General features: G+C 66.8%; 14 protein-coding genes. 9 read left to right on the top strand and 5 right to left on the bottom strand.

The window, feature by feature from the left end; all coding sequences use genetic code 11:
- Positions 1-11: 11 nt before the first annotated feature.
- Together glnT and HGB39_RS08420 are read right to left on the bottom strand one after the other, a co-directional pair.
- Positions 12-1373, bottom strand: a complete 1362-nt coding sequence (glnT, locus tag HGB39_RS08425) for a type III glutamate--ammonia ligase (RefSeq protein WP_005255994.1) — start codon at positions 1371-1373, stop codon at positions 12-14.
- A 45-nt stretch (positions 1374-1418) separates the two neighbouring features.
- Positions 1419-2612 carry an NAD(P)/FAD-dependent oxidoreductase gene (locus tag HGB39_RS08420; protein WP_005569856.1) on the bottom strand — a complete coding sequence of 398 codons (1194 nt, stop codon included), beginning with the start codon at positions 2610-2612 and terminating at the stop codon, positions 1419-1421.
- Positions 2613-2927: 315 nt separating this feature from the next.
- Here HGB39_RS08420 and HGB39_RS08415 point away from each other — a divergent pair, with 315 nt between their 5' ends.
- Genes HGB39_RS08415 through HGB39_RS08395 form a run of 5 tightly spaced genes read left to right on the top strand, consistent with a single transcriptional unit; the run spans position 2928 to position 6395 of the window.
- Positions 2928-3311: a cupin domain-containing protein gene (locus HGB39_RS08415; RefSeq protein ID WP_005250830.1), complete on the top strand. Its 384-nt coding sequence runs from the start codon at positions 2928-2930 to the stop codon at positions 3309-3311.
- A gap of 6 nt (positions 3312-3317) precedes the next feature.
- Positions 3318-3854 (top strand): dimethylamine monooxygenase subunit DmmA family protein, encoded by a 537-nt coding sequence (locus tag HGB39_RS08410; protein ID WP_043791430.1) that lies wholly within the window; start codon positions 3318-3320, stop codon positions 3852-3854.
- Positions 3851-4828 (top strand): PDR/VanB family oxidoreductase, encoded by a 978-nt coding sequence (locus HGB39_RS08405; RefSeq protein WP_005569853.1) that lies wholly within the window; start codon positions 3851-3853, stop codon positions 4826-4828. Before HGB39_RS08410 ends, HGB39_RS08405 begins: the two co-directional genes overlap by 4 nt.
- Entirely contained in the window at positions 4825-5823 is a 999-nt protein-coding gene (locus HGB39_RS08400) for a heme-dependent oxidative N-demethylase family protein (RefSeq protein ID WP_005569852.1), read from the top strand. Before HGB39_RS08405 ends, HGB39_RS08400 begins: the two co-directional genes overlap by 4 nt.
- A complete protein-coding gene (locus tag HGB39_RS08395; protein WP_005569851.1) occupies positions 5820-6395 on the top strand; it encodes a TetR/AcrR family transcriptional regulator in 576 nt (191 codons plus the stop codon). Before HGB39_RS08400 ends, HGB39_RS08395 begins: the two co-directional genes overlap by 4 nt.
- A gap of 44 nt (positions 6396-6439) precedes the next feature.
- Here the strand turns inward: HGB39_RS08395 and HGB39_RS08390 are convergent, their stop codons facing one another.
- A complete protein-coding gene (locus HGB39_RS08390; protein WP_005569850.1) occupies positions 6440-6991 on the bottom strand; it encodes a HutD/Ves family protein in 552 nt (183 codons plus the stop codon).
- A 201-nt stretch (positions 6992-7192) separates the two neighbouring features.
- On the opposite strand from HGB39_RS08390, the gene HGB39_RS08385 reads away from it, so the two are divergent.
- Positions 7193-8545: an ammonium transporter gene (locus HGB39_RS08385; RefSeq protein ID WP_005569849.1), complete on the top strand. Its 1353-nt coding sequence runs from the start codon at positions 7193-7195 to the stop codon at positions 8543-8545.
- A 73-nt stretch (positions 8546-8618) separates the two neighbouring features.
- Here HGB39_RS08385 and HGB39_RS08380 read toward each other — a convergent pair whose 3' ends face one another.
- A complete protein-coding gene (locus tag HGB39_RS08380; protein ID WP_052024030.1) occupies positions 8619-9230 on the bottom strand; it encodes a cupin domain-containing protein in 612 nt (203 codons plus the stop codon).
- Positions 9231-9287: 57 nt separating this feature from the next.
- A complete protein-coding gene (gene relB / locus HGB39_RS08375) occupies positions 9288-9953 on the bottom strand; it encodes a type II toxin-antitoxin system RelB family anti-toxin (RefSeq protein WP_005255983.1) in 666 nt (221 codons plus the stop codon).
- Positions 9954-10123: 170 nt separating this feature from the next.
- On the opposite strand from relB, the gene styD reads away from it, so the two are divergent.
- The 3 genes from styD to HGB39_RS08360 all read left to right on the top strand — a co-directional run bounded on the left by styD (position 10124) and on the right by HGB39_RS08360 (position 13540).
- Complete coding sequence (gene styD, locus HGB39_RS08370; protein ID WP_005255982.1) at positions 10124-11611, top strand: phenylacetaldehyde dehydrogenase StyD; 1488 nt, start codon at positions 10124-10126, stop codon at positions 11609-11611.
- A 39-nt stretch (positions 11612-11650) separates the two neighbouring features.
- The gene (locus HGB39_RS08365; protein WP_005569846.1) at positions 11651-12766 is read left to right on the top strand and encodes an NDMA-dependent alcohol dehydrogenase; all 1116 of its coding nucleotides are present in this window, start codon (positions 11651-11653) and stop codon (positions 12764-12766) included.
- A gap of 204 nt (positions 12767-12970) precedes the next feature.
- On the top strand, positions 12971-13540 hold the full coding sequence (locus tag HGB39_RS08360; protein WP_005569844.1) for a TetR/AcrR family transcriptional regulator: 570 nt from the start codon (positions 12971-12973) through the stop codon (positions 13538-13540).
- The last annotated feature ends 102 nt before the right edge of the window (positions 13541-13642 follow it).

The raw sequence follows: 13642 nt of genomic DNA, 5'->3' as shown, positions 1-13642 counted from the left end.
CGGGAGGTCTGTCAGAACGCTGTCAGGTAGTGGTCGAGTTCCCAGGGGGAGACGGTGTTGTGCCAGGCGAAGAACTCCTCGCGCTTGAGTGTCGCGAAGTACTCGGCGACCCCGGGGCCCGCGACGTCCAGGGCGCCCGTCACGACCGGATCCGATTCCAGGGCGTCCATCGCGTGCAGCAGCGTCATCGGCAGCATGTCGCTGGGACTGTCGCCGGAGCCGGGGGTGCCGGGGTCGAGATCGCGTTCGATGCCGTCCAGGCCGGCGGCGATGGCGGTGGCCGCGGCGAGGTAGGGATTGGCCGAGCCGTCGCCGCCGCGCAGTTCCACCCGGTTCTTGTCCGGCACCCGGAGGTAGTGGGTGCGGTCGTTGCCGCCGTACGTGGCGTAGCGAGGCGACCAGGTGGCGCCGCTGCTCGTGGACGTGGCGCCGGTCCGCTTGTACGAGTTGACGGTCGGCGCGATCACACCCTGCAGCGCGCACGCGTGCTCCAGGATCCCCGCGATGAACGCGTACGCCGTCCTCGACAGTCCCAGCCCCTTCGGATCGTCGCCGTCCGGAAACACCGAACCGGCGTCGTTCCACAGCGACAGGTGCAGGTGCATGCCGGACCCGGTGCGGTCGGAGAAGGGTTTGGGCATGAACGTGGCCTTCATGCCGCGCTTCTCGGCGATCACCGACAGCAGGTACCGGGCGGTGATCACCCGGTCGGCGGTGGTCATGGCGTCGGCGTAGTCGAAGTTCTGCTCGAACTGCCCGTTGCCGTCCTCGTGGTCGTTGGCGTAGTTACCCCAGCCGAGCGCGTTCATGGCCGCGGACACCTCGGTCAAATGGTCGTACATCCGGGTGACGTCGCGGGCGTCGTAACACGGCTGACGGCTGACGTCGGCGGTGTCCGCGGTGGTGAGGGCGCCGTCTCCGACGCGGTGGACGAGGAAGTACTCGATCTCCGCGCCGACGTTGACGGACAGGCCGAGATCGGACGCCTTCTTCAGCGTCTCCTTCAGGATCACCCGCGGCGCATACGGCCAGGGTTTACCCTCCACGTGCGGGTCGCAGTGCACGATCGCCAGTCCGGGCTTGACGAACGGGATCGGCGTGAACGACGAGACGTCCGGTACGGCAACGAGATCGGAATCCTTGGGCTCCTGCCCCATGTGCCCCGCCGCGTACCCGGCGAAGCCCACGCCGTCGTCCTGAAGCTGCTCGACGGCCTCGATCGGGACCAGTTTGGCGCACGGCTTGCCGGACAGCGTCACGAACAGGGCGAGGATGAAGGTGGTTCCGGTGGCCCGGGCCACCTCGGACAAGGTCTGCGGTGGGGTTGTCACGATGTTCTGCGCGGTGAACGCGTCAGCAGTGTCGACAGCCATGGGTAGCTCCTGAACTGGTGGTCTACGGGTGAGGGGGTCTGTGGGTCAGCGCATCTCGCCGGCACCCTCGTAGGGGTGCAGGCTGAAGAGGAGGTCGTCCTCCTCGAAGCGTGAGTAGCGGAAGTCGGACGGCTCGACGTTCGGGAGGCTGGTCGTGCCGTCGTCGAGGAGCATGTCGGCGACGAGGCGGCCGACCGCCGGCGAGATCTTGAAACCGTGACCGGAGAACCCGGTGGCCAGGAACAGTCCGTCGACCGGTGCGGGTCCGATGATCGGGTTGTAGTCGGGAGTGACGTCGTACGCGCCGACGTAGCTCGAGGTGATCCGCGGATCGGGCATGTCGGGCAGACGGTTCCCGAGCTTGCCGATGTTCTTCTCGATGGTGCTGTCGTCCGCGCGGTTGCTGTACTTGTCGGGGTCGATGTATTCGGGCGCAGCGTGGTCGCTGTTGCCGACGAGCAGTTCGCCGTTCGGCTCGCGGCAGATGTACTGCAGTCCGGCCAGGTCCGACAGCACCGGCACCTCCGGAGTCGGAACACCCTGATCGATCAGGACAAGCTGCGCCCGTTGGGCTTTCACCGGGATGTCGACGCCGACACCGGCGCCGAGTTCGGGGGCCCACGGACCGGTCGCGAGGATCACCTGCTCGGCATGCACTTCGTCGCCGTTCGCGAGCGTCACCCCGTAGACGCGGCCGTCCGCGTTCTGCAGCAGCGACGCCACCGGCGTGCTCTGGCGGATCGTGACGCCCAGCTTGCGGGCCGAGGCACCGAACGCCATGCCGGCCATGTACGCCTCACCGCGGCCACCGAGGGGCTCGTACGCGAAGGCGGCGAAGTCGTCGAGATGCAGCCCCGGCCACAGTTCGGCCATCTTGTCGTGGCCGATGTAGTCGACGTCGATACCGAGGCCCTGCATCATCGCGACGTTCGCCTTCAGCGGGTCGATGTTGTTCTCACCGACGCCGACCACGTATCCGCACTGGCGGAATGCCATGTCGTCGCCGAAGATCTCGGTGGCCCTGGTGAAGATTTCGACGCCGTACCACGACATCGCCGCCAGCGACGGCGACCCGTAGTGGCACCGGACCACGCCACTGGACTTGCCGGTCATACCCGAGCACAGGGTGTCACGCTCGAGGACCAGGACATCGGTCTCTCCGCGGTCCGCGAGCGACCACGCGATGGCGAGACCTTCGAGTCCCCCACCGACGATCACGAACTTTGCTGTCTGTGTCACGTTGCTTCCTTCATTCGGCCGGATGATCGGGCGCTGTCGGCATGGGTAGCGGTTCGTTTCATGTCATGAATCGCTGTTGTTCACTATGAAACAGTTCTACTATGTCGATCGTGTTACGGCAACGTTGTTGGTGCATCACCAATTTACGGCGTTCAAACGCTCTTTCAATAAATATCCTCGCTCTGATCTGCACGTTTCCGGCTCTGTCCGATTGATTTACGTCATCGAAATACGTCGTGTGGTTTCCTGTTGCTACTCCTCGTTTCATGCAGAGGAGGTCGCGGACCCAACTCACCACACCTTCAGGGAGAACCCATGACCACGACCGACAAGCCCACCGCCGTCCCGTTCCGCGTCACCGCTGGATTCCACGAGAACCTGCCTCAGATGCCGGTCTCGGAGTACCCGGGCACCAAGGGGTACATCGACGACGTCTTCGCCAACCCGGACGGCTCGGAGATGTCGGCCGGCTACTTCGAACTCCAGCGCACCGACGCCCCGCTCGACTACTACTACGCCTACGACGAGATGAAGGTCGTCCTCGAAGGGGAGTTCACCCTCGAGAACCTCGACACCGGCCAGGTCGAGGTGGCGAAGGCGAAGGATGCGATCTTCTTCCCCAGGGGCTCGCGTATCCGCTTCACCACCCCCGACCGCGCACTGGCCTACTTCGTCGGCCACCGTTCCTTCGCTCCCTGATCCGCGATGACGGTATCGATGAGGTCGACCAGCGTCCCACGGTGGCGATCCGACTACTCGGCCGTCGACGACCTCGGAGCGGGCGCTCTCGTCACCCGCTACGTACTGGTCTCGGAGCGCTCGGTCGGCGCACAGGTCATCCGTGAGCTGTCCGAGCGCGTGGCGCCCGTTCCCACTCGCACGGTGATCGTGGACGACGGGGCCGGATCCGGGTTCGGCGGGCTCGGCGAACTGCTGTCCGAGGCGCGCATCGGGTGGCGGTTCGTCGTGGCGGGCCCCGAGCGCATGGTGGGAGCGGTGCGTGCCCGGCTGATCTCCGCGGGCGCGTTGCCCGCCGAGATCGCCGCGATCATCGCCCCCGACGCCCCGGTGCGCGACGTGTTCTGCGCGCACTGCCATACCACGTCGCCCTCGGTGCCGGTCGCCATCGGCGGCCGGACACCGTGCGCCGGTTGTTCCGCCGAACTCACCGTCTACTACCACTACTCCCGACGCCACAGCGCCTACCTGGGATATCGAGCCGACTCGGAGGAACTGCCATGACCACGGCCCTCGAAACAGTTGCGGGCGAGAGCATCACCGGAGGGCTCACCCTGACAGTGCGCGAGGCACGGCTGCTGTGTCCGGGCATCCGTCACGTCGTCCTCGCGGACCCGGCAGGCCGCACCCTGCCGTCGTTCACCCCGGGCAGCCACATCGCCGTCACCTGGGCCGAGGGTCGGCAGAATTCCTACTCGCTCACCGGCCCCTCGATCGAGCCGGACCACTACGCGATCTCGGTCCGGCTCGACGAGAACGGCCACGGGGGTTCGCGCTGGGTCCACGACCTCCAGCCGGATCAGCGCATCCGTGTGAGCCTTCCGCGGAGTGCGTTCGCGCCCGTGCTCAATGCTCGGCACCACCTGCTGGTCGCGGGTGGAATCGGCGTCACACCGATCCTGTCGCACGTCCGGGCCGCGCTCGAGTGGGGTCGTTCGTTCGAAGTGATCTACTCTTTCCGCGACCAGTCGGGAGCGCACGCCGACGAGTTGGCGGCGCTGTGCGGTGACCGGATGATCACGGTCTCCACGCCCGGAGAACTCGCGGACCAACTTATCCCGAAGCTGGCGGACCAGCCACTCGGTACCCACGTCTACACGTGCGGTCCCGCGCCGATGATCGCGGCGGTGGCCGAGTGGGCCCGCGACTGCGGCTGGCCGCCGGGGCGCGTGCACTCGGAGGCGTTCGGGGCGGGCCCGCTGCCCGAGGGGGCGCCCTTTGCCGCCACGCTCGGGCGCACCGGAATGATCGTGCCCGTGCCCTCGGGAACCAGTCTCCTCGAAGCGTTGCTGGACAAGGGAATCAACGTTCCGAACCTCTGCCGACAGGGTGTGTGCGGCGAATGCCGGTTGCCGGTTCGCGGCGGTGAGATCGAACACCGCGACCTCTTCCTCACCGAGGAGGAGAAGGCCTCCGGAGATTCGATCATGCCGTGCGTATCACGTTCCGCAGGAGACCGATTGGAGCTGGATCTGTGACAACCACCGACTCGCGCGCCGACCACATCGCGCGCTTTCCGTTCCCCTTTCCCCGCGACCAGTACCGCTACAGCACCAACGTCGAACCGGCCGGACACTCGACCGACACCGCCACCGGCAGCTGGGGTGAGACCCGCATCGCCATCGACGCCGACTACCACCGCGAACTCGCCGAACGCGAGCGCATCCTGGCCGAGGATCCGTCGCGGCACCAGTGCCTGCCCCACATGGTCCCCGCCGCGTGGGACGCGATGCTCACGCTGATGCGCATGCTCGCCGACGAATACCCCGGCACCATGACCCTCGAACGGCGCGAGGGCAGCTGGTTCTGGAAGAACGACCTCCTCGGGATCGAGCACAGCTTCGTGTTCGGCGATCTCGACACGTTGCCGGCGCCGCCGCTGGTATACATCTGCGGCCAGATCCAGGAAGACGTCGTGCTGCTCGACCAGCGTGAGGGCGAATTGTGGGGCGACGCCGGACTGGTGACGTTCGCGGCGGACTGGTCCTTCGGATTCGACGTGGGCATGAGCTTCCTCGAAATTCACGGCCCCGTCCCGCGAATTCACAGCGAGAAGATCATCACCCGCGCACACAACTTCCTGATGCGGCTCGAGCCCGGCCAGAGCTACCGGCGCACCAACTGGTCGTTGACCGTGGACGGCAAACTCGACACCTCGACCGAGACCTATCCCCGGTGGGGGAAGGACCGGCGCACCCTCGCCGACGGTCCGCTGGACGAGGTCGGGGACCGCCTGTTCCTGAGAACCGAAGTGCAGCATCTGATCCGGCTCGCGCACTCCGGCACCGTCATGTTCCTGATCCGGACGTATCTGCTTTCGTTCCGGGACGTCGCATCCGTTCCGGAGTGGGGCGATCGGCTGTACCGGGTACTCGAGGACCTCCCGGTGGACATGGCCGAATACAAGGGCATCAGCCGCACCCGGGAACCCGGCATGAGATGGCTGCTGACCCATGGGAATGTCGCACCGTGACGCTGGCCGACGGGCGGCCGCGGAGGTCGGCATCCCAGAGCGATCAGGCTCTCGACCTCGTTCTCGCGACGGTCTCCGTGATCGCCCGCGACGGCCTGCGCGGTCTGACGACCCAGGCCGTCGCCCGTGAGGCCGGCGTTTCGGACGAGGGCGTCCTGCACAGTGTCGGATCGACGGACGCCCTCGTCGACGCCGCACTCCGTTACGCACTGGACAAGAGCGCGAGCGTCTTCGCCGACATCGCCGCCGGATCGTCGCTCGACCACTTCGTCGAACACCTCACCGACCTCGTCGCCCGCGACCCCGACCTCCAGGTCTTCCAGTACGAGTTGATGCTCGAGTCCCGGCGCACGCCACGCCTCGACCCGCACGTGAAACTGCTGTACGCCACGTACATCGAGGCGACGTCGCAGGCACTGACCCGGCTGGGCATCACCGCCGACGAAGACCTGACCCTGCTGGTGTACTCGGCGATCGAGGGATTCATCATGCACCAGCTGATCGCGAAGGATCGTCCCGCGACCGAGCGCGCGATCGGGCGACTATGCCGGATTCTGTCGACCGCGAGGTAACCCGGCACGTGAGTGGCAAAGTGCGCCCCGGCACGCTTTGCCACTCACGTGCGGTCGAGGATCTCCGCCACCACGACCGACGCCGGTCCGGAGACGCGCACCGACCCCCGCTCGACGAGGAGGCAGTCGCCCGGCTCGACGAGACCGAGGTCCGTCGTCAGCCGCCCACCGAGGACCAGGGCGAGAGCGGCCAGCCGTCCGTCGGCGGTCACGTCCCGCGCCGCTCCGATGTCGACGATGTTCACGGAGGCCGCGGTGGTGGTCCTGTGGACCATGACGTTGAACGCCTCGGTCGGCCCTTCCGCCACGCAGTCGGGGCCGCGCTCACCGGCGAAGGCCGTCGGACTCAGGCGCGGAATCACGGTGGGGCCGCCGCCGAAGTCGAGTGACACGGGCTGGTAGCCGATCACCGTGAATATCCGATCCACCCCGGGAAACGGCGAGAAAGTCGAGCCCGCGTCGAGCGTCGCGACGCTGAAGCGCCACCGGGACGCGGCACCGGCGGCGATCTCCGCAGTGGTGCCCGCGCCGTTGGCCCATGGGGTGGTCCGGCGATCCGAGCGCCGGATGATGCGGGCCTCGCGAACTGTGGTCACTCCTTCTCCTCACCTAGAGAGTTCACTGCCAAGATACTTTGTTTCGCACATCGGCACGCAGGCGCACGCCGAATTCCGTTACGCAGTTGTCACGCGGCGAACCATTTCCGCAATCTCCGCTTTGGTTCACTGACACTAGACATTGATTCCCAAAGGCGGACACGACAAGTGTCGCGCCATCCTCGATCAAGGTGGACGACTATGAACGAAGCAGTCGCTGCGGCCGACACCGCCTGGGTTCTTGCGGCCTTCACGGCAGTGAGCCTCATGGTGCCGGGCCTGGCAATGTTCTACGGCGGAATGGTCAGCGTGCGCAACACCCTCAACATGGCCATGATGACGTTCGGCGCGTTCGCCGTCGTCGGCGTGCTGTGGATCGTGTTCGGCTACTCCGCCGTGCTGGGTAACTCCCTCGGCGGTCTCGGCATCCTGGGCGACCCCCTCGAGTACTTCGGCTCCAGTTCATTACTGGAGGCCCCCGCCGAACCCGGACTGCCGCCCGCCCTGGTCTCCGGATTCCAGCTGTTGTTCGCCGGCATCACCGTCGCGCTCATCTCCGGAGCGCTGGCCGACCGGATGAAGTTCGGTGCCTGGATGGTGTTCGCCGGACTGTGGGCCACGTTCGTCTACTTCCCGATCGCACACTGGGTCTTCGCGTTCGACTCCGAGGACGGATCGGTGATCGGTGGATGGATCGCAAACACCCTCGGCGCCGTCGACTTCGCCGGCGGCACGGCCGTGCACATCAATGCCGGCGTTGCCGCTCTCGCGGTCGTCCTGGTCCTCGGGGCCCGCAAGACGTTCCCCGTCTCGCCGCGCCCGCACAGCCTTCCCCTGACCATGCTCGGCGCAGGAATCCTGTTCTTCGGTTGGTTCGGGTTCAACGGTGGCTCGGCTCTCTCCGCCGGAAACAGTGCGTCCGTCGTCATCCTCAACACGGTCGCCGCGTCGTGCGCCGGCATCTGCGCCTGGCTGGTCGTCGAGAAACTGCGCGAAGGCCACGCCACGTCGCTGGGCGCCGCGTCGGGTCTGATCGCGGCGCTGGTCGCCATCACGCCGGCCTGTGGCGCCGTCTCACCCCTCGGCGCGCTGGTCGTGGGAGGCGCGGCCGGCGCGGTCTGCTGCTTCGCGGTCTCCTGGAAGTACCGGCTCGGCTACGACGACGCACTCGACGTCGTCGGCGTGCACCTGGTCGGCGGCATCCTCGGTACCGTTCTGATCGGTTTCCTCGCGGATCCGGCCGCTCCCAGCGGTGCGACGGGACTCTTCTACGGTGGTGGCGTCGACGTGCTGTGGCGCCAATGTGTCGCCGTGGCAGCCGTTCTCGCGTACTCCTTCGCGGTCACGCTGGTGATCGTCCTCGCACTGAAGAAATTCATGGGCATCCGCGCCGACCAGGAAAGCGAATACGACGGTCTCGACGTCTCCGTCCACGGCGAGACGGCCTACGTGCTCGATGCCGTCGGCCTGACCGGCGCCTCGAAGCACGGCACCGACGCGGTGCTCGGTGCAGAAGCGATCACGACCAGGGCGGCGGACCCCGCGAAGGCCTGATCCAGCGTCCGACACAGGCAGTGGCCCAGCCCCGCGGAATGCTGTGGGGGCAGGGCCACTGCCTGTGTCCCAGCTAGGTCAGGCTCTGAGCCAGACCCCGAAGCCTCGCGCTGTAGTTGTTCGGCTGGGCCGAAAGGAACTGACTCAGCACGATCAGGTCGAATTCCTGCATGGCAGCCGAATCGGCAGTAATCGAGGCATGATTCGTCACTTCGTGCTCCAGTAGTTCGACCGCCTCACGCCACCCACGGATCGCGGGTCTTCCGAGTTCCATCTGCGGCTCGAATCGCAGTGGTTCGACGAGTGGGCTGCCGAGAATCTCCTGCAAGTGCTCCTCGAGGCTTTGGCGCGCGAGTCGGATGATCAGCTGAGTCTGCCCTTCGTGCCACTGCATGGTTGCCGGGCGGCCCGGCTGCAGAATCGACGCGACCGACATCGTCGAATCGAACTCCTCTGCGCCAGAGGTGATTCGGGCCGTACCCGACAGAGGGATCTGAACGACGTAGAAATCGCCGGGATCGTTCGGGTTCATCCGCGCATCGGTCCCGTAGTCGAAATAGTAGAGACCGATCGTGCCCGCGGTGGCCAGGTGAACCGGCTCGAGGCGGTCGAAGGGCAGCGCGGCCTTCTCTTCGGACGCTATCTGAACTGTCGATATCACGGTAACCACAACCTTTCGAACCATCCGCCACTCTACGCGCCGGCGCGGGGGCGAAGGAAGGTCGAAATCCCGATTCTGCCGTCAGTCCTCGTGATGGTCCGGGTACGCCGTGACGGCGAGGAACCGGATGGGCAACCGCACGAGATCGTTGGGCCCGTGCAGACCTTCACCGTCGAGCAGCAGCGAATCCCCCGGCCGCAGCGTGTACTCGGCTTCACCGTGCCCGTAGACCATGACACCTTCGAGCATGTAGAGCAGCTCGGTGCCGGCGTGCTGGAACAGCGGAAACGTCTCGCTGGAGTCGGTGAGCGTGACCAGAACCGGCTCGAGTCGCTTGTGCTGCCCGCGCAGTGCGCCGAGAAGTTCGTAGTGGTGCCCCACCCGGGTGCCTCGCCCGACGATGACCGCACCGTGGCCCGCCTCGACGTACACGGCGTCGCGTGCGGTGTCGGCACCCCGGAACAGGGAGGTCACGGGCACGTCGAGTCCGGCCGCCAGACGCGCCAGCGTCGACAGACTGCACGAGGTCTGCGAGTTCTCGATCTTCGACAGCATGGCCTTCGAGATTCCGACTTTGGCCGCCATGTCCCCCACGGAGAGTCCACTGGCTTTACGAAGCGACCGCACCTGCCTGGCGATCACCTTCTCGAGATCGGGCCCGGTCGGCGTATCGGACGGCACCTCACGCTCGACGGGCGCTGGGTCTCCCGTGTCGCGGTGGACCTCGGTCTCGGGTCGAGTGGTCACGTCCGCATCGTAGCAGCGCCGTTTACTGTCAGGAAACCGCGACTCACTACGCCGGACGGTGAATCGGTGCGCATACGAGCAACAACCATGCGCATGCGTGCAAGACGACGCCGCGCCCGCGCCCGCATGCTTGTGACAGCCATCACAACACCACCGGGAGAGTTGACGCTATGACCGCAGTACACGAGAACGTCAGTGCCACAGGACTTCCTGATGGAACCGCGACCGAGTTGTTCATCGGCGGGCAGTGGCGCGCGGCGTCGGACGGCGGGACGTTCACGGATCTGAACCCGGCCACCGGTCGCCCCCTCGCCCAGATCGCGTCCGGCACCGCGCAGGACATCGACGACGCGGTCCGGGCCGCCCGCACGCAGCTGAACGGTGAATGGGGTTCACTGCCCGGCGCCGCCCGCGGACGAATCCTGAACAAGGTCGCCGATCTCATCGAACGCGACGGCGAGATCCTGGCCCGGCTCGAGGCCCTCGACGTCGGCAAGCCCGTCGGCCAGCCCACCATGCTCGACATCCCGATGGCCGCCGGCACGTTCCGGCACTTCGCCGGCTGGGCCGACAAGATCACCGGCCAGTCCATCCCGACCGCCGGCTACTTCGGCCAGCCCACCCACTCGTACACCGTCCGCGAACCGGTCGGCGTGATCGGCGCGATCGTCCCGTGGAACACCCCGTTGATGATCTCGGCATGGAAGATCGCCCCCGCGCTCGCTGCCGGGAACACCCTGGTGGTCAAGCCACCGGAGGACGCACCGCTGTCGATCCTGCACCTCGCGACGCTGCTGGAGGAGGCCGGACTGCCCGCGGGCACCGTCAACATCGTGCCCGGCCTCGGCGAGGTCGCGGGCGACGCGCTCGCCGGCCACCCCGGCGTCGACAAGATCAGCTTCACCGGCAGCCCCCGCGTCGGCCGGATCATCGCCAAGCGCGCCGCCGACACGTTCAAGCGCACCACCCTCGAACTCGGCGGCAAGTCCCCGCAGATCATCCTCCCCGACGCCGACCTCGAGGCCGCCATCAACGGCACCGCGATGGGACTGTTCTTCAACCAGGGCGAGGTCTGCGCCGCGGGCACCCGCATCCTGGTGCACCGCTCGCTGTACTCGCAGGTGGTCGACGGTCTCGCCGCCGCCGCTGCCGCGCAGGTCCTCGGCGACCCGTTCGATCCGGCCACCACGATGGGCGCCCTGGTGAACGCGAAGCAGCGTGACACCGTCCTCGGCTACATCGAGGCCGGACGCAGCGAAGGCGCACGGGTCGCCGCCGGCGGTGGCCGCCCGGACGGGGACGGGTTCTTCGTCCAGCCGACCATCTTCGCGGACGCGAACAACGACATGAAGATCGCGCGAGAAGAAATCTTCGGCCCCGTCGGCACCGTCATCGCGTTCGACACCACCGACGAGGCGATCGCGATCGCCAACGCCACCGATTACGGGCTCGCCGCCTCCATCTGGACGCGCGACGTGTCCCACGCCCACACCCTCGCCGGCAAGGTCCGCGCCGGAGCGGTCGCGGTCAACGGCTGGGCACCCATCGACCCCGCCCTGCCCTGGGGCGGCATGAAGACCAGCGGCACCGGCCGCGAACTCGGCTGGGCCGGAATCGAAGCCAACACCGAGGAGAAGGTCGTCACGATCATCCTCTGACCCCCACCGCATCGACGTCGTCGGACAGGAGCAGGACTTATGAAGACCCAGGCAGCAGTGCTGTGGGAACCCGGTCAGCCGTGGCAGATCGAAGAACTGGAACTCGACCCGCCGAAGAAGGGAGAAGTGCTTCTGCAGTTGGCGGCGTCGGGGATGTGCCACTCGGACGAGCATGTCCGGGACGGCAGCCTGCCGCTCGAGTACTACCCGTTCATCGGTGGCCACGAGGGCGCCGGAGTCGTGCTCGAGGTCGGGCCCGGTGTCACCAGCATCGAGAAGGGCGATCACGTCGCTCTCGGATTCATCCCCGCGTGCGGCCGGTGCCGGCAGTGCGCGACCGGCCAATCCAGCATCTGCGACCTGGGAGCCCACCTGCTCGAGGGCTGGCAGATCTCGGACGGCACGGCGCGGCATCACGTTCGCGGCAAGGACGCCGCCATCCAGTGCCTGATCGGGACGTTCTCGCCGTACACGGTGGTCAACGAGGCGTCGTGCGTCAAGATCACGAAGGACATTCCCCTCGACAAGGCGGCGCTGGTCGGCTGCGGCGTCACCACCGGCTGGGGGTCGTCGGTGTACGCGGCCGGCGTCCAGGCCGGTGAGACCGTCGTCGTGATCGGCATGGGCGGCGTCGGGTGCGGGGCGGTCCAGGGCGCAGCGCTCGCCGGGGCGCGGCACGTCGTGGTCGTCGACCCGTCGGAATTCAAGCGGGAGCAGGCCAAGATCTTCGGCGCGACCCACACCGCGGCGAGCATCGACGAGGCGCTGCCGCTCCTCCAGGATCTGACGTGGGGCCAGCTCGCCGACAAGGTGCTCATCACCGTCGCGAATGCGAGTGGCCGCATCATCGCCCCGGCGATGAGCCTGGTGGCCAAGGGCGGCACCTGCGTCCACGTGTCGGTCGGCGACGTCACGCAGAACGACGTCGACCTGAACCTGTTCGATCTGACGGCGATGCGCAAGACCCTCAAAGGCGCGTGGTTCGGCAACGCGAACATCCGGTTCGACATCCCTCATCTGCTGCGCCTGTACATGGAGGGTCAGCTGAAGCTCGACGAGATGATCACGAGGACATACACACTCGATCAGATCAACGACGGCTACGAGGCGATGCGGAAGGCCGAGAACGTCCGCGGCGTCATCATGTACTCGTAGATCGGCACAGTCGGGAGCGGTTGGGCGCTGCACGCCTCTCCGCTCCCGGCATGGTTCCCTGTCCCATGCCGTACGTGTTCCTGATTGCCGCGATCGTCGCCGGTCTCGTCGTCTCGGGAGTGGTCGTTCTCAATCTCGGCGGAGCTCATTGATACCGTGGTCGCATGATCGCTGGTGGGGCAGGTACGTATCGTGCCTAAGCTCGTGGATCACGACGAACGTCGGCGAAGCATCACCGCCGCCGCCTGGCGGCTGATCGCCGCCCGCGGTATCGACGCCGCCAACATGCGCGACATCGCCACCGAGGCCGGCTACACCAACGGCGCCCTGAGTCACTACTTCGCCGGCAAGGACGAGATCCTCCGGACGTCGTACGAGCACATCTCCGAGGCCACCGACCGCCGGATCGCCGAGGCGCTCGGCGACGCGACCGGGCTCGACGCGCTGCGCATCCTCTGCCGCGAAGTGATGCCGATCAACGAGGAGCAACTCCTCGAGGCGCGGATCGCCGCCTCGCTGTGGCCGCGGGCCATGTACGACGAGCAGATGGCCGCGACCAACCGCCGGACGATGGACAATTGGCGTGAGCAGATGGCGATCTTCCTGGATCAGGCGCGCGAGGAGGGCTCCGTCGGCGACATCGACGTCAGCATCGTGGTCGAGCAACTCCTCAACATGATGATGGGCATGCAGATTCTGGGTGTCCTCACGCCGGGCGAAACGTCGGCGGCACGTCAGCTGGAGATGCTCGAGCAGTTCGTCGCCGCACTCTGAGCCGGCCGCGGCTCGACCAAAAACGTTGCCCCGGAATCTGTTAGCTCGGCATTATTGACCGAACGGTCAGTATGTTCGGGCGCGAAACTCACTGTTTACACG

Source organism: Rhodococcus opacus (assembly GCF_012396235.1).
GTDB classification, from domain to species: Bacteria; Actinomycetota; Actinomycetes; order Mycobacteriales; family Mycobacteriaceae; genus Rhodococcus_F; species Rhodococcus_F opacus.
Note: the sequence above shows the minus strand (reverse complement) of the source record. Positions and strands in the feature narration are given on the sequence as shown.